Origin of the sequence: Niveispirillum sp. BGYR6, assembly GCF_027568365.1 — a bacterium.
In the GTDB taxonomy this organism is placed as follows: Bacteria; Pseudomonadota; Alphaproteobacteria; order Azospirillales; family Azospirillaceae; genus Niveispirillum.
The window spans coordinates 482,254-507,735 of record NZ_JANLNL010000001.1 but is presented as its reverse complement, the minus strand read 5'-3'; the positions used below and the strand labels follow the sequence as shown (position 1 = coordinate 507,735).

General features: G+C 63.8%; 21 protein-coding genes. 16 read left to right on the top strand and 5 right to left on the bottom strand.

All coding sequences use genetic code 11. From position 1 onward, the window contains the following. Positions 1-52 precede the first annotated feature (52 nt). The 4 genes from PCJ49_RS02115 (at position 53) to PCJ49_RS02100 (ending at position 5,166) form a co-directional block, all read left to right on the top strand. Complete coding sequence (locus tag PCJ49_RS02115) at positions 53-1,066, top strand: DUF1838 family protein (protein WP_269909490.1); 1,014 nt, start codon at positions 53-55, stop codon at positions 1,064-1,066. Positions 1,067-1,148: 82 nt separating this feature from the next. Next, complete coding sequence (locus tag PCJ49_RS02110) at positions 1,149-2,501, top strand: MFS transporter (RefSeq protein WP_269909489.1); 1,353 nt, start codon at positions 1,149-1,151, stop codon at positions 2,499-2,501. Positions 2,502-2,609: 108 nt separating this feature from the next. Beyond that, a complete protein-coding gene (locus tag PCJ49_RS02105; RefSeq protein WP_269909488.1) occupies positions 2,610-3,824 on the top strand; it encodes an MFS transporter in 1,215 nt (404 codons plus the stop codon). Positions 3,825-3,918: 94 nt separating this feature from the next. Continuing rightward, the gene (locus tag PCJ49_RS02100; RefSeq protein WP_269909487.1) at positions 3,919-5,166 is read left to right on the top strand and encodes an MFS transporter; all 1,248 of its coding nucleotides are present in this window, start codon (positions 3,919-3,921) and stop codon (positions 5,164-5,166) included. A 175-nt stretch (positions 5,167-5,341) separates the two neighbouring features. Here PCJ49_RS02100 and PCJ49_RS02095 read toward each other — a convergent pair whose 3' ends face one another. The 3 genes from PCJ49_RS02095 to PCJ49_RS02085 are packed head-to-tail and all read right to left on the bottom strand — an operon-like array spanning position 5,342 to position 8,533. Continuing rightward, complete coding sequence (locus PCJ49_RS02095; RefSeq protein WP_269909486.1) at positions 5,342-5,857, bottom strand: hypothetical protein; 516 nt, start codon at positions 5,855-5,857, stop codon at positions 5,342-5,344. A 52-nt stretch (positions 5,858-5,909) separates the two neighbouring features. Further along, positions 5,910-6,920: a zinc-binding dehydrogenase gene (locus PCJ49_RS02090; protein WP_269909485.1), complete on the bottom strand. Its 1,011-nt coding sequence runs from the start codon at positions 6,918-6,920 to the stop codon at positions 5,910-5,912. Between the two features lie 5 nt (positions 6,921-6,925). After that, positions 6,926-8,533 carry an FAD-binding oxidoreductase gene (locus tag PCJ49_RS02085; protein ID WP_269909484.1) on the bottom strand — a complete coding sequence of 536 codons (1,608 nt, stop codon included), beginning with the start codon at positions 8,531-8,533 and terminating at the stop codon, positions 6,926-6,928. Between the two features lie 193 nt (positions 8,534-8,726). On the opposite strand from PCJ49_RS02085, the gene leuC reads away from it, so the two are divergent. Genes leuC through PCJ49_RS02070 form a run of 3 tightly spaced genes read left to right on the top strand, consistent with a single transcriptional unit; the run spans position 8,727 to position 11,624 of the window. Then, positions 8,727-10,136, top strand: a complete 1,410-nt coding sequence (gene leuC, locus PCJ49_RS02080) for a 3-isopropylmalate dehydratase large subunit (protein WP_269909483.1) — start codon at positions 8,727-8,729, stop codon at positions 10,134-10,136. A 4-nt stretch (positions 10,137-10,140) separates the two neighbouring features. After that, a complete protein-coding gene (gene leuD, locus PCJ49_RS02075) occupies positions 10,141-10,746 on the top strand; it encodes a 3-isopropylmalate dehydratase small subunit (RefSeq protein ID WP_269909482.1) in 606 nt (201 codons plus the stop codon). 17 nt (positions 10,747-10,763) lie between these two features. Next, positions 10,764-11,624, top strand: a complete 861-nt coding sequence (locus tag PCJ49_RS02070) for an isocitrate lyase/PEP mutase family protein (protein ID WP_269909481.1) — start codon at positions 10,764-10,766, stop codon at positions 11,622-11,624. A 188-nt stretch (positions 11,625-11,812) separates the two neighbouring features. Here the strand turns inward: PCJ49_RS02070 and PCJ49_RS02065 are convergent, their stop codons facing one another. Next, complete coding sequence (locus PCJ49_RS02065) at positions 11,813-13,042, bottom strand: serine hydrolase (protein ID WP_269909480.1); 1,230 nt, start codon at positions 13,040-13,042, stop codon at positions 11,813-11,815. Positions 13,043-13,328: 286 nt separating this feature from the next. On the opposite strand from PCJ49_RS02065, the gene PCJ49_RS02060 reads away from it, so the two are divergent. From PCJ49_RS02060 to PCJ49_RS02045, 4 genes are all read left to right on the top strand, one after another. Further along, a complete protein-coding gene (locus PCJ49_RS02060; protein ID WP_269909816.1) occupies positions 13,329-13,751 on the top strand; it encodes a cytochrome c family protein in 423 nt (140 codons plus the stop codon). Positions 13,752-13,909: 158 nt separating this feature from the next. Next, on the top strand, positions 13,910-15,103 hold the full coding sequence (locus tag PCJ49_RS02055; protein WP_269909479.1) for an NAD(P)/FAD-dependent oxidoreductase: 1,194 nt from the start codon (positions 13,910-13,912) through the stop codon (positions 15,101-15,103). Positions 15,104-15,132: 29 nt separating this feature from the next. Continuing rightward, on the top strand, positions 15,133-15,891 hold the full coding sequence (locus PCJ49_RS02050; protein WP_089289855.1) for an aspartate/glutamate racemase family protein: 759 nt from the start codon (positions 15,133-15,135) through the stop codon (positions 15,889-15,891). Positions 15,892-15,894: 3 nt separating this feature from the next. Beyond that, positions 15,895-16,803 (top strand): hypothetical protein, encoded by a 909-nt coding sequence (locus tag PCJ49_RS02045; RefSeq protein WP_269909478.1) that lies wholly within the window; start codon positions 15,895-15,897, stop codon positions 16,801-16,803. 41 nt (positions 16,804-16,844) lie between these two features. Here PCJ49_RS02045 and PCJ49_RS02040 read toward each other — a convergent pair whose 3' ends face one another. Further along, positions 16,845-17,843 (bottom strand): alpha/beta hydrolase, encoded by a 999-nt coding sequence (locus PCJ49_RS02040; RefSeq protein WP_269909477.1) that lies wholly within the window; start codon positions 17,841-17,843, stop codon positions 16,845-16,847. 155 nt (positions 17,844-17,998) lie between these two features. On the opposite strand from PCJ49_RS02040, the gene PCJ49_RS02035 reads away from it, so the two are divergent. The 5 genes from PCJ49_RS02035 to uxaC all read left to right on the top strand — a co-directional run bounded on the left by PCJ49_RS02035 (position 17,999) and on the right by uxaC (position 25,469). Beyond that, positions 17,999-19,594 (top strand): carboxylesterase/lipase family protein, encoded by a 1,596-nt coding sequence (locus PCJ49_RS02035; RefSeq protein ID WP_269909476.1) that lies wholly within the window; start codon positions 17,999-18,001, stop codon positions 19,592-19,594. Between the two features lie 139 nt (positions 19,595-19,733). Continuing rightward, complete coding sequence (locus tag PCJ49_RS02030; protein ID WP_269909475.1) at positions 19,734-21,239, top strand: altronate dehydratase family protein; 1,506 nt, start codon at positions 19,734-19,736, stop codon at positions 21,237-21,239. Continuing rightward, positions 21,236-22,699 (top strand): mannitol dehydrogenase family protein, encoded by a 1,464-nt coding sequence (locus PCJ49_RS02025; protein ID WP_269909474.1) that lies wholly within the window; start codon positions 21,236-21,238, stop codon positions 22,697-22,699. Before PCJ49_RS02030 ends, PCJ49_RS02025 begins: the two co-directional genes overlap by 4 nt. Before the next feature lie 111 nt (positions 22,700-22,810). After that, positions 22,811-23,875 carry a LacI family DNA-binding transcriptional regulator gene (locus PCJ49_RS02020; protein ID WP_089289929.1) on the top strand — a complete coding sequence of 355 codons (1,065 nt, stop codon included), beginning with the start codon at positions 22,811-22,813 and terminating at the stop codon, positions 23,873-23,875. 154 nt (positions 23,876-24,029) lie between these two features. Next, positions 24,030-25,469 carry a glucuronate isomerase gene (uxaC, locus tag PCJ49_RS02015; RefSeq protein WP_269909473.1) on the top strand — a complete coding sequence of 480 codons (1,440 nt, stop codon included), beginning with the start codon at positions 24,030-24,032 and terminating at the stop codon, positions 25,467-25,469. Positions 25,470-25,482: the final 13 nt, after the last annotated feature.

Sequence of the window (25,482 nt, the reverse complement as noted above, 5' to 3'; positions counted from 1 at the left end):
GCCAGGCGCGCCCTGAAACCGATCAACAATCCAGAACAGGGAAACAGATCAGATGTCCGGACCGGAACTGACGAGACGGGAAAGCTTTGGCCTGGCGGCGCTGGCCGTTGCAGCGGGGGCCGCGGCCACCCTGCCGGGCATGGCGCGCGCCGCCGCCCCGTCCTTCGTCACCAAGATCGATTTCAAAGACCCGAAATGGAATCGGGACACCTTTGCCCGGCTGGATATGGACCTGGACCCGACCAAGCAGAAGGTCGGTTGGTTCCGGGGCAATGTCTATGGCGTGCGCGACAATGAACCGGTGCGTCCCCTGTTCGTACTGGATGGTTTCAGCGTTGTCCGGTCCAAGCAATTGGAAGATGGCAGTTGGCGCCGGATGCTGCGGGAGATCGGCTTCTACCGCGACATCAAGACCGGCGAGATCATGAAGACCTGGCACAACCCGTACACCAACGAGGATGTGAAGGTTGTGCCTATCGCCAATGATCCGTTCAACTTCACCATTGGTGAATTCCAGCCGGAACCGCCATCCTATGGTGGGTTGAACAAGGAAAAGCCGCCAAAGCGCCCCTTCCTGCTGGATTGGCGCGAAGGACCGGATGACACCATCATCCTGACCACCGATATCCACCTGTTCTATCCCTCGGCCCTGCAGCCGGATAAATGGCCGCGCGAATCCGCCGGTTCCTTCAACCGCGTCTCGGAAATGTTCACCTATGTGGTGAAGCGCAAGGATGTGGAGAATGCGGCCCTGACCCATGTGCCCTGCGTCGGCTCCTGGTCGCGCATCACGCCCTGGCTGCCCTGGATGCTGATGGGGCAGGCCCCCGGCCATATCAGCTATTTCTGTTCCTTCGGCGCCTATGACAGCATCAACCAGATCCCTGCGGATCTGGCGGCCGCCGCCCGCGCCATGGACCCGAAATGGCTGTCCGCCCCGGACAGTGATTACGGCCCCTCCCTCTCCAGCCTGGAGAATTTTGCCCGCGAGCAAAAACCGGCAGCGGTGCCGGCGGGGTGGACCCCGCCACAGCCCCCGCCGCCGCGCACCTTGCCGGGTAAGTAAGATTTCCTCCTGAAAACTTCGCCATGGCGCCACCAACGCCATGGCGATTTCTTTTGTACCCATCTGGAAAGGGGTCCGCGCGATGACCAGTGCGGTGTCCGAGATTGTGCCACCACCCGCCACCGGCCGACTGGGGCTGGCGGCACAGGCTGGCTATGGCGTGGGACAGGTAGCGGGGCAGGTGTTCCGCGACGTGCCGTCGCTGCTGCTGCTGTTCTTCATGACCAATGTGCTGGGCATTGAGCCGGCCCTGGCCGGGGCGGCGATCTTTGTGCCCAAGCTGGTGCTGGGGGTGGGCTGTGATATGGCGGTTGGCATCCTGTCCGACCGCTGGAAGCACCGGTTTGCCCGGCGCTGGTGGCTGCTGGTGGGGGCGGCTGGTGCCCCGCTGGCCCTCATCCTGCTGTTCCATGTGCCGGACCTGCCTATGTCGGGCAAGGCCGCCTATGTGACCGCTGCCTTCAGCCTCTATATGGCGGTGTTTGCCAGCTTCTCCGTCCCCTATCTGGCCATTGCGGGGGAGTTGTCATCCGATACGCATCAGCGCACCGTGTTGATGGCCTGGCGGCTGGTCTTCACCGCCATCGGCGTGCTGGTCGGCGGTTCGGTGGCCCCCTATATCGTGCAGACCAATGGCGGCGGGCAGGGCGCTTATGAGGAAATGGCCCGCTTCCTGGCGCTGGTCTGCCCGCTGGCCCTGGGGGTGGCCTTCTTCGGGGCGGCCCGTGCCGCCCGTCAGGCCGGTGTTGCCCCGGCGGTGGCATCCAGGGCCAAACGGTTGAGCTTCAAAGAGGCGCTGCGGGTGCTGGCGGCCCCGCGCTTCTCCGTTCTGCTGGGCTCCAACCTGTTGCAACTGGCCGGTTCCGGCATGGCCTATGCCTCCATGCTGTATTTCCTCACCTACAATATGGCCCGTACCGATGCCTTCCAATTGATCGGCGGGCTGGTGGCGATTGCCTGCACCGCCATCATCCTGGCCCAGCCGGTTTGGGTGGCCTTGGCAAAGCGGGTGGGCAAGAAGCCGGTTTATCTGCTGTCTGCTATCGGCTATGGCACCACCTATCTGGTCTGGGCCTTCTGTGCCGATGCCGGCACAGTGGCTGCCTATGTGCTGTGCTTCATCGCCTCGGCCTTCAATTCCGGTTGGGCCCTGCTCAGCTTTTCCATGATGTCGGACATTGCCGGCGAGGATCAAAAACATGCCGGGCTTTATTCCGGCGCCTGGATCGCCGTCGACAAGATTGGCTTTGGCCTGGGCGGCACCTTGCTGGTGGGTCTGCTGCTCTCCGGCTTCGGGTTTGATTCCGCCCGTGCCGTGATGGGTCAGGCCCAGACCGATCTGGCCATCACGGGGGTGATGCTGGCCTTTGGCGTGGTGCCGGCGCTGTTCAATCTGACGGCGGCGGCGATTTTCTGGCGGTTCGGGCGCACCTGACCCACAGAATCAAGGCCCGGAAAGGAACCTGTCCTTTCCGGGCCTAATTCATTTTGCGGTGCAGCATTTTGCCGATAACATCTTGAAAAGAAAATCTTGGGGACAGAGATGGCGGCCTTTGGGGAATTTCAGCGCGGCTGGAAACTGGTGTTGGCGGCGGCAACCGGGGTGGGGCTGGGCATCACCGGTCTGACCTTCTATACGCTGGGCATTTTCATGGGGCCGCTGGGGCAGGAATTTGGCTGGTCCCGCACGGCCCTGTCGGGCGCCACGCTGCTGACCACGGCCACCACCATGTTTCTGGGGCCGCTGGTGGGCCGCCTCTCCGACCGGTTCGGCGGCCGCAAGGTGGGATTGGTATCGTTGAGCGGGCTGGCGCTGGGATTGGCAGGGATGAGCCTGATCGGCCCCAATCTGCTCAGCTTCTATCTGGCCTTCGGTCTGGCCATGGTGCTGGGGGCAGGCACCCTGCCGGTGGTCTGGACCCGTGCCATCAATGCCGGTTTTGACAAGGCGCGGGGGCTGGCCCTGGGGCTGACGCTGACCGGCACCGGCGTCTGCGCCATTCTGGCCCCGCCCTTCACCCAATGGCTGATCGCCGATCACGGCTGGCGGGCCGCCTATATCGGGCAAGGGGTGCTGGTGGCTGCCTTGGGCCTGCCCACGGTCTGGCTGTTGTTCCGGGATGGCGGCGCGGGGCCGCGGCAGATGCAGGACAGGTCGGCCTTGCCCGGCCTGTCAATGGCGGCATCGCTGCGCACCCGCCAGTTCTGGATGCTGGGGCTGGGCTTCCTGCTGGTTTCCTTCGCGGTTGCCGCCCTGATTGTGCATCTGGTCTCCATCCTGGCCGGCGGTGGGATGGACAGGGCGCAGGCAGTCTGGATCGCCAGCCTGCTGGGCTTTGCCATCATTGTTGGCCGGCTGGGTGTTGGTTTTCTGGTGGACCGGCTGCACGCCCCCTATGTGGCGTTCGGTTCCTTTATCATCGCCGCCATCGCCTGCGGTCTGCTGACATTGGCAGGCGCGCCGTTGGCCCTGTCCATCCTGGCGGTGGTGATGATCGGGCTGGCCGCCGGGGCAGAGGTGGATTTGGTGGCCTATCTGGCCAGCCGTTATTTCGGGTTGAAAAATTACGGCCAGATTTACGGCTGGCAACTGGCTTTCTTCGCCCTGGGGGCCGGGCTGGGACCGATCACACTGGGCAAGCTGTATGACATGACGGGCGGATATCATGCCGGCCTGATGGCCTGTATCACCGGTCTCGTCATTGGTGGCGGGTTGGTTGCCACCCTGGGGCGCTTCCCAACGCGGTTTCAGGAGTAACTGTCCGCCAGGTGGACAGCGTTAGCAACTTCTTGCCGCACAGCAGCATGACCCGGCCCTAACATATCTGCAAAAGCAGAACAGGGAACGGGTCATGACGGAGCAATCGGAATTCAAACGGGGATGGAAGGTGGTGGTGTCGGCGGCCATGGGCATCGGCACCGGCCTGTCGCCCATCCCCTTCTATACGGTGGGTGTTTTCGTGGCGCCGCTGATGGCGGCGTTTGGCTGGGCGGTGGATCAGATCATGGTCTGCCTGATGATCCAGACCTTTGGTTCCACCGTGATGGCCCCCATCATCGGCATTCTGGCCGACCGCTATGGTGTGCGGCGGGTGACGCTGGTGTCCGTGGTGCTGTTCGGCCTGTCACTGGCCCTGTTCGCGCTTGGCAATGGTTCCCTGACCCTGTTTTATCTGAACTGGCTGCTGCTGGCCACGGTGGGGGCGGGCACGCTGCCCATCACCTGGACGCGGCCGGTCAATAACTGGTTCAACAAGCATCGCGGGCTGGCGCTTGGCCTGTCGCTGCTGGGCACCGGTCTGTTTGGCACCATGGCCAAGCTTTATGCCAATTTCCTGATTGGGGAGGTGGGCTGGCGCCTGGCCTATGTCGGGCTGGGGCTGCTGCCATTGTTGCTGGCCTTTCCGCTGGCGCTGGCCTGGTTCCGTGACCGGGAGCCGGCAGCAGATCGTCCCGATGCACCGGCGGTGCTGGAAGGGGTCAGCTTTGCGCAGGCAATACGCACCCGCCATTTCTGGGTGCTGGCCCTGGCCTTCCTGCCCATTGCCTTTGCCGTGGGCGGCCCGATCCCCAATCTGGAACGGATTTTGGGGTCCAAGGGGCTGGGGAGTGGCGATGCCGTGGCCATCGCCAGCCTGCTGGGCCCGGCGGTGATTGTCGGTCGGTTGACAGGCGGCTGGTTGATCGACCGGTTCTGGGCGCCGGGGGTGGCCTTTGTGCTGCTGTCCGTGCCGGCTTTGGCCTGTTGGGCCATGACCGGGGACACGATCAGCAGCCATATGGCGATGCTGGCCGTGGCGATGATCGGGTTTGCCGCCGGGGTCGAATATGACATCATGGCCTTCCTGGTCAGCCGCTATTTCGGGATGCGCGCCTATGGCGGCATCTATGGTGCGGTTTATGCCTTCTTTGCCGTGGGGGCGGGCTTCGGTCCCTATATTTTCGGCCGTATCTATGTGCTGAACGGCAGCTATGACACCGGCCTGCTGCTGGGGGGCGGTGGTTTTGTGCTGGGGGCGGTGCTGCTGCTGGCCCTGGGCCGTTATCCCGACCTGTCGCGCCACCGCGTCGTTGAAGATGCGCGGCTGGCCGTCGCCTGAAATAAAAACGGCGCAGAGAGTTTCCGCGCCGTTTCCCAAATCTAACCCATCGAACCTGTCATACCAATCTCCCTTGATCATGACCGATCAAGGGAGATTTCGCGTTCCCTCAGGCGCCGGGCCGGCGGTCGCCGGCATCATATCCGCCAAGGGTCAAGCCCTCGGCGGATTGGTATCAGTTCTTCGGCGCGGTATGATCGTTGAAATTCTTCCAGTCCTTGGTGACGAACTTCTCGTCAATCAGGGTGCGCTGGAAGCAGCGGCCGCCCTTGTACCAGTGCCAGGTGCGGGAACGGAACTGACCACAATCGGAAATCTGGATCATTTCATAAAGATACAGGTCCGGCTCCCCCTTGCGGGTCCATTGCAGGCAGGTGGAACGGTTGAAATCATCCGGCTTCATGGCAGCGGCCCAGCCGGTGATCAGGTCATTATCCCACCAGATACGGCCATCGGCATAATCGGCCGGGAAGTCGCGCACTTCCGTGCGGCCATCTTCCCAGAAATAATGGTTGGTCTGGTGATAGGGGCTGGGGCCATCTTCCGTCAGGCGGCAGAGCAGGCGGGAACGGTGCTGGTCGATCAACTGACCGTTTTCCGCCGAATAATAGCGATACCAACCTTCCCACACGCCCTCGTGACGGGCCAGCAACGGCATGTCGTGGCGCAGGGCTTCGATATTATTGCTCATCACCAATGATCCTTCGTGCAAACAAAGAGCTATGGCCTGGCCATCGGGGCGATCAGGGTCGCAGGTCGACCACGACCTTCCCCATCGACCGCCCGGACAGCAGATGCTCCACGGCGTCCGGTACCTGATGCAGGCCCTGGAACCGAACAGCGTCGAACGTGACCCTGATCTTGCCCTCATCCAGCAGGCTGAACAGTGTTTCCCGCGCCTGTGGCCACAGGTCGGTCAGCAGACCATTCATAAACCCACGTATTGAGGCGCCCTTGTAATAGATTCTGTGGGCGATGCGGGGGCCGGTGACGATTTCCGGTCTTCCATCCAGATCCTGGGCCGCACCCGCCACCACCAGCCGCCCGTGCCGGGCGATATGATCAACAAAGGCATCGAAGATCGGGCCGCTGACCGTATCGATGGCCACATCCAGCGCACCCGGATATTCCGCCGCCAGCACGGCGGCCACATCCTCTGCCTTGTAATCAATGACCCGGTCGGCACCGAGACCGCGTACGAAATCCATCTTTTGCGCACCACCGCAAACCGCCACCACATGGGCACCGCGCTGTTTGGCGATTTGCACCATCAGATGGCCCAGACCACCGGCGGCCGCGGAGATGGCCACCACCTCCCCTGGCCGCAGGGCGCCGGTATGTTGCAACGCCAGCAGCGCCGAAACCCCGGTGGAGGAAAGTGCCAGATAATCCGGGTTGGTGGCCGGTACGCGGATGAAATGCGCCGCCGGGGCGGTGGCGGTTTCCCGGTATCCCCAGGTGAAGCGGACGGTAACGGCGGCGTCCCCGACCTTGAACCCGGTTACAGACTCGCCCACCGCCTCCACCACGCCAATGGCCTCAACCCCCGTATAGGTGGGCAGGCTGACGGGCATATAGCTGACCGCATTGCGGGCGATCTGGGTATCGAAAATGCCATTGACGCCGCACCAATGGTTGCGCACCCGGATTTCACCGGGCCCCGGATTGCGCACGGGTTCCGCCACCAGATCGACCGCATCCCGAAAGCATGGGGCGAAACGGGACTGGCGCAGAACCTGACTGGTGGTGACCATGGCGATCAGCCCTTCCGATGATCCAATCCCAGACAGCCCGGATTGATCGCCCCTTTGGGATCAAGCACCTGCTTGATGGCGCCCAACAGTTCCCAACTGGCCTGATCGCGGCTGTCCTTATAGGGGTAGGCCCGGCCGATCTGGAAATGGCCGCAGCCAAAGCGCTGGAATATGGCAATGACGCGCTTGCGCGTGGCCGCCACGAAGGCTGTGGCGGCGGGGTTGGCCGGCTGCACTGGCAGGCGGGCGGCATGGGCGGGTTCCATCGCCGCATCATGGGCGGGGAACTTCGCGTCAGGCCAATACATTACCGGTTCCAGGACCAGCGCATTGGTGGACATGCTGCTGAACAGATAGCCGGTGCGCACGCCGAACCGCTCAAACTCCGGCGCCAGTTCGGCAAACAACGCCTGCAGGGCGCTGAACAGGGCCGGGGCCTGGGAGAGCGACACCTGGCCATGGATGGGAATCCAGCGCTCCCCGCCCGGCCCCAGCACGCTGTTCAGCGGCGGGAAGGGCATGGCGCGGATCACCTTGGCGATGGTGTTTTCAATCTCTGTCCCGCCATGATCGGCGGCCAAACGCCGGGCAGTCGCCATGTCATGCGCCACGCTGGCGGCGCAGCGGCCTTCCGCAATGATGTGCAGCGGGTAGCTCTCCAGGTCCACGAAGTTGCGGCCGGCCTTGGCCACCTTCACGGCCTCCCACAGGCCGCGCAGCAGGGATTTCTGCCGCGTCACCACGGCCCCCAGCGCCTTCACATCGCCGGACATGGAGGCACGCTGCATCCGCACCTTGGTCAGGCCGGGATCGAAGGCGCACATCTCGCTGGCGACCCCGGCCCGCGCCATGGCGGCCATGGCACGCATCAGTTCTTCCCCGGTCTTGAAGGAGAAGGAGGCGTAATCTTCCGCCGCCGGGGCCTGGATCAGCCGCAGGCTGATATGGGCCTTGATGCCGAAGGCACCGCAATCCCCGGCGAACAGCCCCGCCAGATCGGGCCCGTAATGGCGATAGAAGGGGGTTTCGCCATCGGGACCCCGCGCCCCGGTGCGCAGCACGCGGCCATCGGCCAGCACCACGCTCATCGCCACCACGCTTTCGCTGGAGGTGCCGTAATGACCGGCCCCCAGCATGGCATTCAATTGCGAGATCCCCCCGCCGATGGTGGAGGTCAGGCCCGACATCGGCCCCCAGAAGGGCGCGCGCAGGCCCAGCGGTGCCAGGGCATTGTTCAGGTCAACCCAGGTGCAGCCGGCTTCCACCGTCACCACCATATCGTCAGCCCGGATATCCAGCACCCGGTTCATCCGCCGCATATCCAGGGAGACGGTGCCGGCAACGCTGGGGATATAGCCGCTGGTATAGCTCATGCCCGCGCCACGGGGGGCGACGGCTACGCCCGCTTCATGCAGGGCCGCCATCAGGCGGGAAAGCTGGTCCAGATTATCCGGGGCAACGACCAGGGCAACCGGTTCCTTCGCCTCGCTCCAGATATCGCCGCTATGCAGGCGACGGGTGGCATCGTCCTCATGAACATGCGCCGCCCCGACGATGCCGGCCAGAACCTGTTTCAGCGCCGGCACCGTTCCGGCCATTCCCGCGTCAGGCATGATCAATCCCGCTCCGAAATCTGGTTTTATTTCTTGCTGAGCAAAACTATGCCCTGACAGCCTGTCGGGCGCGGCCGGGCAAACCATTTGTCCGCAAGGTGGTCATTATACGCGGTGGGCTTGGCAGCCTCTGGCCCATCCATGGTCTGGTCAGGCCATAATGACAAACAATGGCGCAGGACCGGGACGGGCGATGGCGACGACCCTTTACGATAAATTATGGGCCGCCCATGTGGTGGCGGAAGAGGGCAATGGCGTCTGCCTGCTCTATATCGACCGGCAGATGCTGCATGAGGTGAGCAGCCCGCAGGCGTTCGAAGGCCTGCGGGCCAAGGGCTTGCGTCCGCGCAACCCCGCCTATCATCTGGCTGTCGCCGACCATTCGGTGCCCACCCGCCATCGTGACCGCCCGATTGCCGACCCGCAGGCCCGCGCCCAGGTGGCCTTGCTGGAGGCCAATGCGCGGGAATTCGGCATTGAGCTGTTGACCCTGGGTGACCCGCGCCAGGGCATTGTGCATGTCACCGGGCCGGAGCAGGGCTTCACCCTGCCGGGGCTGACACTGGTGTGCGGCGACAGCCACACGGCCACCCATGGCGCCTTCGGGGCGCTGGCCTTCGGCATCGGTTCGGGCGAATGCGAAACTGTGCTCGCCACCCAGACCCTGCGGATGCCCAAGGCTAAGACGCTGCGGGTGAATGTCACCGGCGATCTGCCGCCCGGTGTCGGGGCCAAGGATATCATCCTGGCCGTGGTGGGCAAGCTGGGCAGCAATGGCGCTATCGGCCATGCCATCGAATATGCCGGCCCCGCCATCCGCGCCCTGTCCATGGAAGGCCGGATGACGCTGTGCAATATGAGCATTGAGGCCGGTTCCCGCACCGGCCTTGTCGCCCCGGATGAGACGACTTTCGCCTGGCTGAAGGGTAGGCCCAAGGCCCCCAAAGGGGCCGATTGGGATGCGGCGGTCGCCTATTGGCGCACCCTGCCCAGTGATGAAGGGGCGGTGTTCGACCGGGAAATCACCCTTGATGCGACCCGTCTGGTGCCGCAGGTCAGTTGGGGCACCAGCCCGGATCAGGTGGCCGATGTCACGGGCCAGGTGCCCGACCCGGCCCGCCTGAATGATGCTGAACAGGCCGCAAAGACCGCGAAGGCGCTGGCCTATATGGGGCTGGTGCCGGGGCAGGCGCTGCGCGATGTCGCCATTGACCATGTGTTCATCGGTTCCTGCACCAATGGCCGGATCGAGGATTTGCGCATGGCCGCCCATGTGCTGAGGGGCCGCAAGGTGGCCGCCGGGGTTACGGCGCTGGTGGTGCCGGGATCGGGTGCCGTGAAGGCCCAGGCCGAACAGGAAGGGCTGGACCGGGTGTTTCTGGATGCCGGCTTTGAATGGCGGGAGCCGGGCTGTTCGCTGTGCGTGGCGATGAATGATGACCGGCTGCCGCCGGGTGCGCGCTGTGCCTCCACCTCCAACCGCAATTTCGAGGGGCGGCAGGGCCAGGGGGCCCGCACCCATCTGATGGGGCCGGCCATGGCGGCGGCATCGGCCATCGCCGGCCATATTGCCGACCCGCGTGATTATCTGGAGGCGGTGTAAGCCCATGGAACCCTTTATCCGCCTGTCCGCCGTCGCCGCCCCGTTCAACGAGGCAGATATCGACACCGATATCATCTATCCCGCCCGCTTCCTGACCATCACGGCCAAGAAGGGCCTGGGCCGCTATGCCTTTCATGACCGTCGGTTCGACGGGCAGGGGCGTGAAGTGCCGGAATTCGTGCTGAACCGGGAACCGTGGCGCCAAGCCGCCATCCTGGTGGCGGGGGCCAATTTCGGCTGTGGTTCATCGCGTGAACAGGCCCCTTGGGCGCTGCTGGATCAGGGCATCCGCTGCATCATCGCCCCCAGCTTCGGGGACATCTTCCGGGGCAACTGCTATCGCAACGGCATGTTGCCGGTGGTGGTGGATGAAGCCACACACGCCGCCCTGCTGGCCGATGCCGAAGCGGGCCTGGAACTGCATGTCGATCTGGAAGCGGGTTTCATCACCCGGCCCGATGGGTCGACCGTCGCCATCAGCATCGATCCGCAAAAGCGCGATGCGCTGCTGAATGGCTGGGACGAGGTGATGACCATCCTGAACCAGCGCAGCGATGCCATCGCGCAATATGAAACCCAGCGCCGTCAGCGCTTTCCCTGGCTTGGTTGATATAGAAAGTTAACATCATGGCCAATCCCATCCTGCGCCAGAAACTGGCCGCCCGTCAGTTCATCACCGCCCCTGGCATCCAGGACATGATCACCGCGGTCATTTCCAACAAGGTCGGCTTCGATGTCGTCTATGGCAGCGGCTATTGGACGGTGGCATCGGCCTATGGCCTGCCGGATGCCGGCATCGCGTCGGTTACCCAGATGGTGGACCGCATGGCCACGCTGGTGCGCACCTGCAACGCTGCCGTGGTGGCCGATGCCGATACCGGCTTTGGCGGGCTGTTGAATGTGCATCACACGGTGCGCGCCTATGAACAGGCTGGCGTCACCGCCATTCAGATCGAAGATCAGGAATTCCCCAAGAAGTGCGGCCACACGCCCGGCAAGCGGGTGATCCCGGCCGAAGACATGGCGGAGAAGATCCGTGTCGCCGTAGATGCCCGCCAGGATGAGAATTTCCTGATCATCGCCCGCACCGATGCCCGGCAGAGTGAGGGGCTGGAAGGCGTGCTGCACCGCATGAAGCTCTATGCCGAAGCCGGTGCCGACATCCTGTTCCCCGAGGCGCTGACCAGCGACGAGGAAGCCCGTACCGTCACCGCCTCCGTCGATAAGCCGATGATGGCCAATATGGCCGATGGCGGCCTGACCCCCATCCGTGATGCCAAGACGCTGGAAGGCCTGGGCTATGCCATGTCCATCTTCCCGGCCATGAACAGCCTGGTGGCCGCTGCCGCCATGGAAAAGGCCATGGAACATCTGAAGGAAACCGGCACCAGCCTGTCGCCCGATATTCCGATGTTCAGCTTCCGCGAATTCTGCTCCCTGATCGGGTTCGAGGATGTCTGGGCCTTTGAGAAGAAATGGGCAAAGTGAAATGAAAAAAGGGCGCCCGATGCGGCGCCCTTTTTTTAGAGCTGTTTTCGGTCAACCGAAAACAGCTCCGGCGGCGACTGCCGCCGCGCCGCATATGCGGCGTAGCCAAGCTGCGGATGCAGCGCCGGCGATTGAGGAAAACGAAATGTTAGAGCGTGTTTCCGGCCAGCGGAAATACGCTCTAAAAATCAACGTGATTGTGGTTCGATCTTCACTTTGTCTTTCAAACCCCGGATCAAGATGTTGGGCAGGCGGCTATTGTCCCAATCCATCCCCTTGGGCGGGTTATTGCCCAGACGCAGGGCGATCAAGCCGGTCTGCGGGGAGATGAATACCGTCTGGCTGCCATTGCCATCGAACAGGTAGAGATCACGATCCAGATAAGGCTCGCTGTGCAGGATGCTGGGACCGGGTGCACCCGGCGCACCAAAACCGCGCCGTTCGACATAGGAACCGGCCAGCCAGACGCCCAGGCCGTAATGCGGGTTCTGCGGTGTGCCGGTGACCATCTGCTTCACATAGCCTGCCGGCAGCAGCCGCTTGCCATCGGCCACCCCATCATGCAGCAGCAGGATGGCCAGACGCAGCCACACCTCTGCCGGTACCATCATGCAGCAGCCGGAATGGGCGAGCCCGCCCACCCGGTTCACCCAGACCTGGCCGCCCGGCGCGCCGACGGGGGCCAGCACCTCCTGCCCGACAAAATCGGCATAGCGACGCTTGGATGCCCGCTCAATCACCAAGGCCACCAGTTCCGACGTGGCATTGGAATAGCCATAGCGGCTGCCCGGCGCATCGGTCAGCGGGTAATCCTTGACGATGTAGCTGCCGTGATCGGTGCTGAGATAGGCGCGATTCCAGGGGTGATCCGGATCGGCATTGAAGCCCTGTTCCAGAAAGCCGGTGCGCATGTCCAGCAGGTGGCGGATCAGCATCGCCGCCTTGGGCGTGCCCTGCCATTCGGTGACAAAATCCGCCACCGGCTGATCCAGTGATTTGATCAGCCCCATTTGCAGGGCCCGACCGATGACGATGGCCGTCATCGGCTTGGAAAGCGATTTGGACGGCAGCGGCGTGGCGGCCGTTACACCATCGCCATAGATTTCCGCCTGCAGTTTGCCCTTGTGCCAGACGATGAAGGCGGCCGCCTTGCTGTCAGCCGCATAGGCGGCGGCATCGGCCAGGGCCGCATCGGTGATCGTGCGTTGCGCGGCACTGGCCTGGGACAGGGCAGTGAGGGTGGCAGCACCGGGCACCGCTTCCAGCGGCTGGTAAAGCGTATCCAGTGGCGCACCGGTCAGCAGCTTTTCCAGCCGCTGCTTATAAATGGCTTCTGCATCCTGGGCGGGGGCGGGGGCGGGGAAGGTGGCCAGCAGGCCGGTGGTCAGCAGCAGAATGGCCTTCAGACGATGCGTCATCACCCGTCCCTTGAAATATGGAAATGGCCCCGGCGCAAAATCTGCGCCGGGGTAAAGTCACCGGGAACCAAATGTGTACCCCAATCTTGGGCCACGGTTGGCAGCCTAACCATTCGCCCCGGCACCTGTCATTTGAAGCCCCGTTTTTATCCACTGTGTGGCCAAATGCGGATGTGCTGATCGACCAGCCGCCCGATCAACCGTCAGATATCCCCCATGGACGGTACCTGGAAACGGGTGCTGAAATTCCCACGGATTTCTTGATCAGGAGGCATCCTTGACCCGAGTGCCCGGCCGTAGCACCAAAGCCCATCCGCTGGCCCGTAAGATCGCCATCCTTGCGCTGGCGATGGCGGCCCTGGGGGCTGTTCCGGGCGGGCTGGTCCAGGATGCATCCGCTCAGACGGCTGACAAGGGTGAGCGTCTGTTCATCCGCTGCAAGACCTGCCACGAAATCACCGCCGGCAAGCCGCACAAGGTCGGCCCCAATCTGCACGGCCTGTTCGACCGCAAGGCGGGCATGGCGGAAGGGTTCAAATATTCCGATGCCATGCGTAACAGCGGTGTGGCCTGGAATGATGCGACGCTGGAAACCTGGCTGACCAAGCCGACCAGCCTGATCCAGGGCACCACCATGGCCTTTGTCGGTCTGCCGAACAAGGAAGACCGGGACGCGCTGATCGCCTATCTGCACAAGGCGACGCAATAAGCTTTTCGCCCGTTTCCGCCATTCCGGCGGAACGGGCACTCGCCACCGCTGGATACCGCAGCGACATGCGGCTTCACGGTGCCTCCACAGAACAGGGGGCGACGAACGGCTTGTCACGCCGGCACGTCGCCAATACACCAAGCAAGGAAAACAGGGCGATGATCAGAACGCAGGTGGTGGTCGCCGGTGCCGGCCCGGTGGGGACGGTGGCCGCATATTATCTGGCACAGCAGGGTATTGATGTGCTGGTGCTGGAAGCCGGCCCCGATTGCGCGCAGGATCTGCGCGCCTCCACCTTCCATCCGCCGACGCTGGAAATGTTGGATGAGCTGGGCATCACCCCCTTCCTGCTGGATAAGGGCCTGAAGGCACCGCTCTACCATTACCGCGACCGCCGCACAGGCGCGGTGGTGGAGTTCGATCTGGGCGAACTGTCGGATATCACCCGCTATCCCTATCGCCTGCAGTGCGAACAATATCATCTGGCCCGTGCCCTGGCGGAAAAGCTGGAATCCCACCCCAAGGCGCAAGTGAAGTTCAGCAGCCGTCTGGTCTACCTGAACCAGGACGACACCGGTGTCGATCTGGCCTTTGAAACCCCCTTTGCCATTGAAAAGGTACGGGCCGATTATGTGATCGGGGCCGATGGTGCCAATTCCGCCGTGCGCAAATGGCTGGGCATCGGGTTTGAGGGCTTCACTTACCCAGAGAAGTTCCTCTGCCTTTCGACTAAGGAACCGCTGGAAGAATATTTCCCCAATTTGGCCCATGTGAATTATGTGGCCGATCCGGAGGAATGGCTGGTGCTGCTGCGCGTGCCGTCGGTCTGGCGCATCCTGCTGCCGGCCCAGCCGGATACGCCGGATGCCGAACTGACCTCTGACGAGAACCGCGACCGCGTGTTCCAGCGCCTGATCGGCAAGACCGGGGTGCAGACCTATCATCGCACCATCTATCGGATGCATCAGCGCGTGGCGGAAAACTTCCGCCAGGGCCGCGCCTTCCTGGTGGGTGACAGCGCGCATTTGAACAACCCGCTGGGCGGGTTCGGCATGAATAGCGGCATCCATGATGCCTTCAACCTGTGCCAGCGCCTGACCAAGATCATCAAGAACGGCCCGGATGAGGAAAGCCTGGAGCAGTTCAGCCGCCAGCGCCGGGGGGCCGCCCGCAGCTTCGTGCAGGCCCAGACCATCCAGACCATGGAAATGATGAAGGCAAGCCAAGCCGAGGCCCAGGCCAAGCGCCGGGACGAGCTGATCGCTACCCAAGCCGATCCGGCCAAGCGCCGCCAGTTCCTGCTGCGCCAGGCCATGTTCCAGAGCCTGGCCGACGCTGCCGCTATCGCTTGATCCCTCCGCAGAGGCAAAGGAATTTCATCATGGAAGTCAAAGGCAAGGATAATCGGGGCTGGCGCAAACTGTTCGGCGTGCTGGGCCCCAGCACCAACACCACGGTGCAGCCCGATTATGACGATCTGCGCCCCGCCGGTGTGACCAACCATTACAGCCGCATCATCGTCGCCAATGCCCAGGCGATCAGTGACGAGACCTTTCTGGCCGGCACCCAGGCCATCGCCGATAACACCATCGACGCCGTGAAATCGGTGATGACCTGCAACCCGGACTATCTGGTCATGGGCATGTCAGCCATCACCTTCTATGGCGGGGCCGAAGGGGCGCGCAAGTTCCACAAGCAGATCCACGAGATCAGCGGCGTGGAACTGTCCACCGGTTCTGAATCGGTTGCCGCCGCTTTGGCCGCCTATGGCGGGATCAAGAAAGTGGCCTTCCTGTCGCCCTATTATCCGGTGGCGAATGAACAGGTGCGCAACTTCCTGTCTGATTATGGATATGAGACGGTGCGCGACGCGCCGCTGCGCTGCCCCACCTGGACCGCCATTGCCCAGGTCACCGACCAGAAACTGCGCGAGACGCTGCGATATCTGGATGGTGATGATGTGGATGCCATCATCCAGGTCGGCACCAACCTGTCCATGATGCGCTTTGCCGCCGCCGCCGAGCTGGTGCTGGGCAAGCCGGTGATCGCCATCAATACGGCGACATACTGGCACGCCCTGCGCGCCAGCGGCATCCAGGACAAGGTTTATGGCTTCGGCCGCCTGCTTGAGGATTTCTGATCCATGTTGAGCTATGATTACGTGCCGATGCCCAAGCGCGGGCCCCTGCGCTGGCCGGACGGCAAAAAGGTCGCCCTGATCCTCACCTTCAATTTGGAAACCTGGGATCTGACCAAGGATACCGACAAGCCCTATTATGCGGGCGGCCCGGCCATTCTGCCGGACGTGCTGCCGGGCGATACGCCGGATTTTCCCAATTTCACCTGGCGTGAATATGGCCAGCGCGTCGGCCTGTGGCGGCTTTATGAGCTGTTCGACGAGCTGGGCGTGAAGGCAAGCTGCACCACCAACGCCGTGACCTTCGAACGGCGCAGCGCCATGGTGGAAGCCTGCCTGGAACGCGGTTGGGAACTGCTGGCCCATAATTACGAACAGGGCGAGCTGCTGACCAATTTCGCCAAGCAGCCGGACAAGGAACGCGACATCATCCTGCGTTCCATTGAGATGTATGAGCGCAATGTCGGTCGCCGGCCCTTGGGCTGGCTGTCCTCCTCCCTGCGCGGCACGCTGAACACGGCGGGTATTCTGGCCGAACAGGGTTTCCTGTTCTATTGCGACATCATGAATGATGACCAGCCCTATCGGATCAAGACCGAGAATGGCCCGCTGGTCTCCGTGCCTTATTCCAACGAGCTGAACGATTTCACCCTGCTGACCCGGCGGGGCCTGACCACCGATGCCTTCCGCGATACGCTGATCGAGGAATTGTCGGTGCTGCACAAGGAAGGGGAGAAGACGGCGCGGCTGATGAATGTCGGCCTGCATCCGCATGTCTCCGGCCGCGCCTACCGTGTCCGCGCGATCCGGGAGTTTCTGGAATATGCCAAGAGCCTGGATGGGGTCTGGTGGCCGACGCGTGAAGAGTTGGCGCGCTGGTATCTGGCCAACAGCGAAGGCCATATGCCGGCTTGATCGGGGTAGGGGGCGGCGGGTTGGCCGCCCCCTTCGTTTTTTCAGGCCGGGATAAAACCGTTGCGCCGCGCCCAGGCGAGATAAAGCGACGGCCAGGCGGCTACCGGCTTGCCCATCGCCCCACGCAGGCCAAACCCATGGCCGCCTTCCTGGAAGAAATGCGCCTCCGCCAGCACGCCCGCGCGCTGCAGTGCCGCCAGCATCAGCAGGGAGTTTTCCGGCGAGACGGCCTTGTCATCCAGTGCGTGCAGCAGGAAGCTGGGCGGTGTCTGCGTCGTGACCCCATTTTGCGGGGAATAGCGGGCCACCCGATCCGGGGCCGGATCGTGCCCCAACATATTATGGGCGGAACCGGTATGGGCCGATGGCGGGGCCAGCGTGATGACCGGATAGACCAGACAGGCATGGTCCGGGCGGGCGCTGACCGCATCGGCGGCATCCACCGGATCGTAAAGCTTTTCCTCATAACGGGTGGCAAGGCTGGCCGACAAGTGCCCGCCGGCGGAAAAGCCCATGACGCCGATGCGTCCCGGTGCCACGCCATAGGCAGGGGCATGATGGCGGATCAGCCGCAGGGCCCGCTGTGCATCCTGCATAGGTGTGTCCGGTCCACCGGCCCAGCCATCGCCCGGCAGACGGTAAAGCAGCACGAAGACGGTAATGCCCTCTGCTGCCAGCAGCCGGGCGGTTTCAAACCCTTCCTTATCCATCACCACCCGCGCATAGCCCCCGCCAGGGATCAGCAACAGGGCGGATCCATTGGGCTTGGCGGGGCGGAATACGCTGAGCGTCGGTTGGGTGATGTGAAGTGCCGCCCGATCCTTCAGGCCACCGGGTTTGGCCCGATCCTCCACCTGTTCCACCAGCCCCGGTACCGGTCCGCCCGGCGGGCTGCTGGGCCACAGGGGCAATATTTCTGCCGGGTCCGGCCCGGTCAGCGGGAAATCGGCCCCCGGTTCAGCCTGGGCATCCCGGGTCATAGTCCCGATGAGGGTGGCAGCAAGGGCCGTCATGCCCAGCCAGCGGCGGCGATTGATCATGGGGTATCCTTCCCAGCGTGCTGATCGGTTTATCGCCGGTTGCGTCCGCCCCTGTCAAAGAGATGTATTGGCTATTGACACCGGTTTCCTTATGATCGCACCCTTAAGAGAAGACAAGGGCCGGCACAGGCCCACGCGTTGGGGAGGATATCGGGATGATCGACCGGGCGGATGACGCCTTTGGCCGGCGCACCTTGTTGCGTGGTGCGGCCGCTACCCTTGCCACCGGCTGGGCCGGAACCGGTTGGGCGGCGGGGCAGGGCGCGCCCCTGGTGAAAACCACCTATGGCAAGCTGCGCGGGCGCACCCTGGACAGTATCCACCAGTTCAAGGGCATCCGCTATGGCGCTGATACCGGCCCGCGCCGTTTTCTGCCGCCGGCCCCGCCCCAGTCCTGGAAAGGCGTTCAGGAGGCGCTGACATTTGGCGCCGCCTGCCCGCAGGGCCGCATCAATGAAGCGACCTCGGAAGATTGCCTGTTTTTGAATGTCTGGACGCCGGGGCTGGATACTGCGCGCCGGCCGGTCATGGTCTATATCCATGGTGGGGCCTATGCCAGCGGTTCCGGCTCCAACCCGCTTTATGATGGCAGCAAGCTGGCCCGCCGGGGTGATGTGGTGGTGGTGACGCTGAACCACCGGCTGAACCTGTTCGGTTACCTGTCGCTGGGCCGGCTGGTGGGCGGCGATTATGCGGATTCCGGCAATGCGGGGATGCTGGATCTGGTGCTGGCACTGCAATGGGTGCGGGATAATATCGCCGCTTTCGGGGGCGATCCGGGCCGGGTGATGCTGTTCGGCCAGTCTGGCGGCGGGGCCAAGATCGCCACCTTGATGGCCATGCCGGCCGCACGCGGCCTGTTCCACCGCGCCGCCACGATGAGCGGGCAGCAATTGACGGCCTCCGGCCCGTTGAACGCCGCCCGGCGGGCGGAAACCTATCTGGCCGCATTGGGCCTGACGCCGGATCGCGCGGCGGAGGTGGCACGCCTGCCGGTGGAAAAGTTGGTGGCGGCCTTGAAAACCACCGACCCGGTGATCGGCAGCGGCGGGATTTATTTCGGCCCGGTGCTGGATGAACGCAGCCTGACGCGGCACCCGTTCTATCCCGACGCCCCGGCCCTTTCCGCCGATATCCCGATGATGATCGGCAATACCAAGGATGAAACCCGCAGCCTGATCGGCGGCGGGGAGCCGGATAGTTTCACCCTGACCTGGGAGCAACTGCCGGCCCGGCTGGCCAAGCATATGCGGGTGGATATCACCCCGGAAATAGTGGTGGCGGAATATCGCCGGCTTTACCCAGCCTATAGCCCCAGCGACGTGTTTTTCGCCGCCACCACCGCCGGCCGCTCCTGGCGTGGCGCTGTGGTGGAGGCGGAATTGCGTGCCCAACAGGGCTCCCCCGTCTTTGCCTATCAATTGAATTGGGGCTCGCCCAAGGATGGTGGCAAATGGGGGGCCCCGCATACGCTGGATATTCCGCTGGTCTTCGGCACGCTGGACGCACCGGATTCCATCACCGGCACCGGGGTGGATGCCGCTGCCGTCTCACAACAGATGATGGATGCCTTCATCGCCTTTGCCCGCAGCGGCAACCCCAACCATACCGGCCTGCCGGCATGGCGCCCCTATCGTCTGGAGGGGCGGGAGACGATGCTGTTCGATGTCCGCCCCGAACTGGCCAGCGATCCGCGCGGGGCGGAACGTCAGCTTTTCGCCAAGGTGCCGTTCATTCAGCAAGGCACCTGAGGGGCGACGATTTTGCGCATGACACCGGTTGCACAGGGTGGCACTCCGGTGGCATTCATTTGTCTGGCAATTGATCCTGTGGCAGCACGCGCCGCCCGCATGGCGGTGGTTCTGTCGGGCAGGGGGGGAGAAGTGCTTCATGTCCAATGTTGATCATGAACTGCCGGGCGTCTGGCGGATCGACCCACAGGATGATGTCGCCACCGCCCTGCGCCCCCTGGCGGCGGGGGAAAGGGTGATGGTGGGGGATGCAGAAATCACCCTGGCCGCCGATATCCCCAAGGGCCACAAGCTGGCGCTGCATCCCATCGCGGCCGGTGCGCCGGTGCGCAAATATGGCTGGCCCATCGGGATTGCCACCGCCGCCATCGGGCCGGGGGAGCATGTTCACAGCCATAATGTGAAGACCGGCCTGGATGCCGAACTGGATTACCAGTACCAGCCGGACCCACCATCGCCTGCGGTTGCTGGGGTCTTGCCGACCTTCCAGGGTTACCGCCGCCCCGACGGGCGGGTGGGTACGCGCAATGAAATCTGGGTGCTGTGCACCGTGGGCTGTGTCGCCAACACGGCCCGGTTGATCGCAGAGGAAGGCAATCGCCGCTTTGCTGGCCGCGTGGATGGGGTCCATGCCTTCCCGCACCCGTTTGGCTGTTCGCAATTGGGCGATGATCTGGACCATACGCGGTCGGTGCTGGCCGCCCTGGCCCAGCATCCCAATGCCGGCGGCGTGCTGCTGGTGGGGCTGGGCTGTGAATCCAACCAGTTGGACCGGTTGCTGGCGGAGATGCCGCACCGTGACGCCGCTCGCCTGCGCGCCTTCGCCGCCCAGAAGGTGGGGGATGAGCTGGAGGAGGGGCTGGCGGCGGTGGAAGAACTGGTCGCCATCGCGGAGGGGGACCACCGGGAAGCCTGCCCCCTGTCTGATCTGGTGTTGGGGTTGAAATGCGGCGGATCGGACGGGTTCAGCGGCCTGACGGCCAACCCGCTATTGGGCCGGGTGACAGACCGGTTGACGGCAGGCGGCGGCACGGCCGTGCTGACCGAAATCCCGGAGATTTTCGGCGCTGAAGAATTGTTGATGCGCTGTGCCGCCAGCCGGCAGGTGTTTGATGATCTGGTCGGCGTGGTGAATGGCTTCAAACGCTATTTCTTGAACCATGGCCAACCAGTGCATGAAAACCCATCCCCCGGCAACAAGGCCGGTGGCATCACCACCCTGGAAGAAAAATCGCTGGGGGCCGTGCAAAAGGGTGGGCGGGCAATCGTCACCCAGGTGCTGCCCTATGGCGGCCGGGTCAGCGGACCGGGCCTTGCCCTGCTGGAAGCGCCCGGCAATGACGCGGTTTCCTGCACCGCCCTGGTGGCGTCGGGGGCCACGCTGCTGCTGTTTACCACCGGGCGGGGCACGCCGCTGGGCTTCCCCGTGCCGACGCTGAAAATTGCCACCAATAGCGACCTTGCCAGCCGCAAGCCGCGCTGGATCGATTTCGATGCCGGAACGGTATTGGGCGCAGGCGGGATGGAGGCGGCAACCGACCGGTTGCTGGACCTGATTGCCGTCACCGCCAGCGGTGTACCGGCCCGAAATGAAACCAATGGCGAACGTGAAATCGCCTTGTGGAAAAGTGGGGTGACCTTATGAGCCGACTGACCGACACCAGCCTTGCCGGCTTGCCCGCCGCCATTCGCCGTCCCGCCTATGACCGGGCAGCGGTCGGGATCGGCATTGTCCATATCGGCCCCGGCGCGTTCCACCGTGCCCATCAGGCCAGCTATATTGACAGTGTGCTGGAACAGGGGGGCGACTGGGCGCTCTCCGTCATTTCGCTCAACAGCCGCGATATTGCCGATGCGTTGACACCGCAACAGGGGCTCTACACGCTGGCTACCTTGGGCGAAAAGGCGGAATACCGCGTCATCGGCGCAATCCGGGAGGTGCTGCACGCCCCCACCAGCCGGGCCGCCGTGATGGCCCGGCTGGCCAATCCGGCCACCCGCATCGTCACCTGTACGGTGACGGAAAAGGGCTATTGCCTGAACGGCGCCGGCCTGCTGGATGCCGATCACCCCGCCATCCGCGCCGATCTGGCCAGCCCGCAGGCCCCCACCAGCCTGATTGGCTGGCTGGTGGAGGGGTTGCGCCTGCGCCATGCCGATGGGTTGCCCCCGTTCACTGTGGTCAGTTGCGACAATCTTTCTGACAACGGCCGCAAACTGGGCCGGGCGCTGGTGGATTTTACCGACCGGCTGGACCCCGCCCTGGCCCGCTGGATTGAGGCGGAAGGGGCCTTCCCCTGCACCATGGTGGACAGTATCACGCCGGCCACGGATGAGGCGCTGAAGGCCCGCGTTGCCGAGGCCTTGGGCGTGGCGGATGCCGCACCGGTACAGCGGGAACCCTTCACCCAATGGGTGGTGGAGGACCGGTTTTGCAATGGCCGCCCCGCCTTTGAAAGTGTCGGCGTGCAGATGACCAGCGATGTGGCGGCGTTCGAGCGCGCCAAGCTGCGCCTGCTGAACGGCCCGCATTCCAGCCTGGCCTATCTGGGCCTGCTGCTGGGGCTGGAAAGCGTAGCCGATGCTGTGGGGCACCCGTTGCTGTCCCGCTTTGTTGAGCGGTTGATGCGGGAGGATATTGCCCCCACGGTGCCAGCCCCGGATGGGTTCGATCTGGATGTCTATATCAGCGCGATCCTGGCCCGCTTTGCCAATCCGGGCATCCGGCATCTGCTGTCGCAGATCGCCTGGGATGGGTCGCAGAAGCTGCCGGTGCGCCTGCTGGGCACCATTGCCGATGCACTGGCGCAGGGCAGGGCGGTGGATGCGCTCTGCCTGCCCGTGGCGGGCTGGCTGCATTTCCTGCGCCAGCGCGCCCAGCCGGGCCAGCCGAAGCTGGTCGATCCGCTGGCGGAACGGTTGCTGACCATTGCAGCCGGCACCAAGGGGGAGGCAGGCAGCGATGTCGCCGCCTTCCTGGCACTCGACGCGGTGTTCCCGCCCGCCCTGGCGGCGGATGCCCGCTTCCGGCACGCACTGGAAAGCGCCTATGCCGCCCTGGCACCGGGCGATGCGGAGGCGGTGGCGCGCGCGCTGGCAGGCTGAGGCGATCGATTGCTTTCGCCCAAGCCTCCCTATTACTATATGAGATTGAACCGCTAAGGCTGCCCGCAAGAGGTGGCCGGCGGTTCAGCCCAGGATCAGGAAACGGAAACCATGTCGGACAGCGATCTGTCGGCCCCCCAAGAGCGTACCGCCCCGGTGCCGAAACGCCGACCGACCATTAACGATATCGCCCGGATGGCGGAGGTATCGAAGAAAACGGTCTCCCGCGTGATCAACGGTTCCTCCCTGGTCAGTGAGGAGACGCGGCAGCGCGTGAATGCCGCCATCGCGGAAAGCGGCTTTGTGCCAGACCCGCAGGCGCGCGGTCTGGCTTTTCGCCGCTCCTTCCTGATCGGGCTGATCTATGACAACCCGAACGCGCAAACGATCGTCATCTCGCAATATGGCATTCTCGATCGGCTGCGCGGGTCGGAATTTGAGCTGGTGGTTTATCCCTGCGACCGGGGCAGCCCGTCACTGTTCAACGATATCCGCGCCTTTGTGGAACGGCAGAAGCTGGCCGGCGTCGTGCTGCTGCCCCCGGTGTCAGAGAATGATGCCCTGGTGGCGATGCTGCGGGAACTGGGTTGCCCGCATGTCCGCATCGCCTCCGCCGCGCTGGATGAGCCGGCGCATATGGTCGCCTCCAACGATCGGATTGGCACGGCCCAGGCGGCCGCCCATCTGCTTGATCTGGGGCATAAGGAAATCGCCGTCATCACCGGGCCGGAAGGTTACCGCTCCGCGCGGGAGCGATTGGAAGGTTTCTGCGGTGAGTTGGATAAGCGGGGCATCACGCTGTCCCCTGATCATATTGTGCGCGGCGGTTATACCTTTGAATCTGGTGTGGCGGCTGCCGAACGGCTGTTGAGCCTGGAGCCGCGACCGACTGCCATTTTCTCCTCCAATGATGAAATGGCGGCCGGGCTCTACCATGTTGCCTATCTGCGCGGGTTGCGCATCCCGGAAGACCTGTCGGTGATCGGCTTTGACGATACGCCGCTGGCATCGCGCATGTGGCCACCGCTGACCACGGTACGTTGGCCGATCCGCGACATGGGGCGCAGTGCGGCCGAATTGCTGCTGGATAACCAGGAAACCAAGCGCCGGCGCGCGGCCCCCGCCTATGAGGCGCGGCTGACCATCCGTTCATCGACGGCCCCCCCGAAAGGGTGAGGCGAACAGCGATTTCACATCCTGGTACGACCAGCATCAAATTACTTGCGACCGTCGTTGACACCGGTTACCATCGAAGCCTACAAGATGCCGGTGATCATTCTGGCAGAAGCTCCATCCCGGCATAACGGGGGGCGACAAGGGGGGATTTGCGGTGGCGAAAACGTTGCGCCTGCACCCGGAACGTCTGTTTCCGTCCGATCCGGCAGCTCGCGCGGTGGCCGCGCGGCTTTATGCCGAAATCCGTGACCTACCGATCATCAGCCCGCATGGCCATACCGACCCGGCCTGGTTTGCGGAAAATGCCGCCTGGACCGACCCGACATCGCTGCTGCTGGCACCAGACCATTATCTTTACCGGATGCTCTACAGCCAGGGGATTCCGCTGGAAAAGCTGGGTGTGCCCTCGCGCCAGGGGCCGAGCGGGGCGGACCCGCGGGAGGCCTGGCGGCTGTTCGCCAGCCATTTCCACCTGTTCCGGGGCACGCCTTCCTCCATCTGGCTGAACCATGTGTTCGGGGAGGTATTTGGTTTCACCCAGGCACTCTCCACGGAAACGGCTGATGAGTATTATGACGGCATCACTGCCGCCCTGGCCACGCCGGCTTTCCGTCCCCGCGCCCTGTTTGACCGGTTCCGCATCGCCCTGCTGGCAACCACCGAAGGGGCGGTGGATGAGCTACCCCATCACCGCGCCATGCGGGCGGAGGGCTGGCATGGCAATGTCGTGACCACCTATCGACCCGATTCCGTCGTCGATCCGGAGCATGAGGAGTTCGCCGGGGCCCTGGCGCGCTTTGGCAATATGACGGGGGAGGATGTGGAAAGCTGGGACGGCTATCTGCTTGCCCACCGCAAGCGCCGCGCTGATTTCATCGCCATGGGGGCGACGGCCAGCGACCATGGCCACCCCACCGCCGCCACCGCCGACCTGTCGCGCCCGGCGGTGGAAGCCCTGTTCGCCAAGGTGGTGGCCGGCAAGGCCGATGCTGCGGAGGCGGAGCTGTTCCGCGCCCAGATGCTGACCGAAATGGCACGGATGAGCCTGGATGACGGTCTGGTGATGCAGATCCATCCCGGTTCGTTCCGCAACCATAACACACAGCTTTTCGCGGCTTACGGCCGTGACAAGGGTGCCGATATTCCGCGCCAGACCGAATATGTCCAGGCGCTGCGCCCACTATTGGGTGCGCATGGCAATGATCCGCGCCTGTCCATCATTCTGTTCACCCTGGATGAAACGGTCTATGCGCGTGAGCTGGCGCCGCTGGCCGGCCATTATCCATGCCTGACCCTGGGGCCGGCCTGGTGGTTCCATGACAGCCCGGAAGGGATGCGCCGCTTCCGGGAGCAGGTGACGGAAACCGCCGGCTTCTACAATACCGCCGGCTTCAACGACGATACCCGCGCCTTCCTCTCCATCCCCGCCCGCCACGACGTGGCCCGCCGGGTGGATAGCGCCTTCCTGGCGCGGTTGGTGACGGAACAGCGGCTGGATGAGGATGAGGCGGCAGAACTGGCCTTTGACCTGACCTGGACGCTGCCGCGCCGTGCCTATCGCCTGAATAATCTGCCTGCGGACCCACGCGGCTAAAACCTTCCTGGGG

Coding starts and splice junctions, on each gene's coding strand:
- PCJ49_RS02115 (WP_269909490.1), top strand. CDS start 53: ATGTCCGGACCGGAACTGACGAGACGGGAAAGCTTTGGCCTGGCGGCG.
- PCJ49_RS02110 (WP_269909489.1), top strand. CDS start 1,149: ATGACCAGTGCGGTGTCCGAGATTGTGCCACCACCCGCCACCGGCCGA.
- PCJ49_RS02105 (WP_269909488.1), top strand. CDS start 2,610: ATGGCGGCCTTTGGGGAATTTCAGCGCGGCTGGAAACTGGTGTTGGCG.
- PCJ49_RS02100 (WP_269909487.1), top strand. CDS start 3,919: ATGACGGAGCAATCGGAATTCAAACGGGGATGGAAGGTGGTGGTGTCG.
- PCJ49_RS02095 (WP_269909486.1), bottom strand. CDS start 5,857: ATGAGCAATAATATCGAAGCCCTGCGCCACGACATGCCGTTGCTGGCC.
- PCJ49_RS02090 (WP_269909485.1), bottom strand. CDS start 6,920: ATGGTCACCACCAGTCAGGTTCTGCGCCAGTCCCGTTTCGCCCCATGC.
- PCJ49_RS02085 (WP_269909484.1), bottom strand. CDS start 8,533: ATGCCTGACGCGGGAATGGCCGGAACGGTGCCGGCGCTGAAACAGGTT.
- leuC (WP_269909483.1), top strand. CDS start 8,727: ATGGCGACGACCCTTTACGATAAATTATGGGCCGCCCATGTGGTGGCG.
- leuD (WP_269909482.1), top strand. CDS start 10,141: ATGGAACCCTTTATCCGCCTGTCCGCCGTCGCCGCCCCGTTCAACGAG.
- PCJ49_RS02070 (WP_269909481.1), top strand. CDS start 10,764: ATGGCCAATCCCATCCTGCGCCAGAAACTGGCCGCCCGTCAGTTCATC.
- PCJ49_RS02065 (WP_269909480.1), bottom strand. CDS start 13,042: ATGACGCATCGTCTGAAGGCCATTCTGCTGCTGACCACCGGCCTGCTG.
- PCJ49_RS02055 (WP_269909479.1), top strand. CDS start 13,910: ATGATCAGAACGCAGGTGGTGGTCGCCGGTGCCGGCCCGGTGGGGACG.
- PCJ49_RS02050 (WP_089289855.1), top strand. CDS start 15,133: ATGGAAGTCAAAGGCAAGGATAATCGGGGCTGGCGCAAACTGTTCGGC.
- PCJ49_RS02045 (WP_269909478.1), top strand. CDS start 15,895: ATGTTGAGCTATGATTACGTGCCGATGCCCAAGCGCGGGCCCCTGCGC.
- PCJ49_RS02040 (WP_269909477.1), bottom strand. CDS start 17,843: ATGATCAATCGCCGCCGCTGGCTGGGCATGACGGCCCTTGCTGCCACC.
- PCJ49_RS02035 (WP_269909476.1), top strand. CDS start 17,999: ATGATCGACCGGGCGGATGACGCCTTTGGCCGGCGCACCTTGTTGCGT.
- PCJ49_RS02030 (WP_269909475.1), top strand. CDS start 19,734: ATGTCCAATGTTGATCATGAACTGCCGGGCGTCTGGCGGATCGACCCA.
- PCJ49_RS02025 (WP_269909474.1), top strand. CDS start 21,236: ATGAGCCGACTGACCGACACCAGCCTTGCCGGCTTGCCCGCCGCCATT.
- PCJ49_RS02020 (WP_089289929.1), top strand. CDS start 22,811: ATGTCGGACAGCGATCTGTCGGCCCCCCAAGAGCGTACCGCCCCGGTG.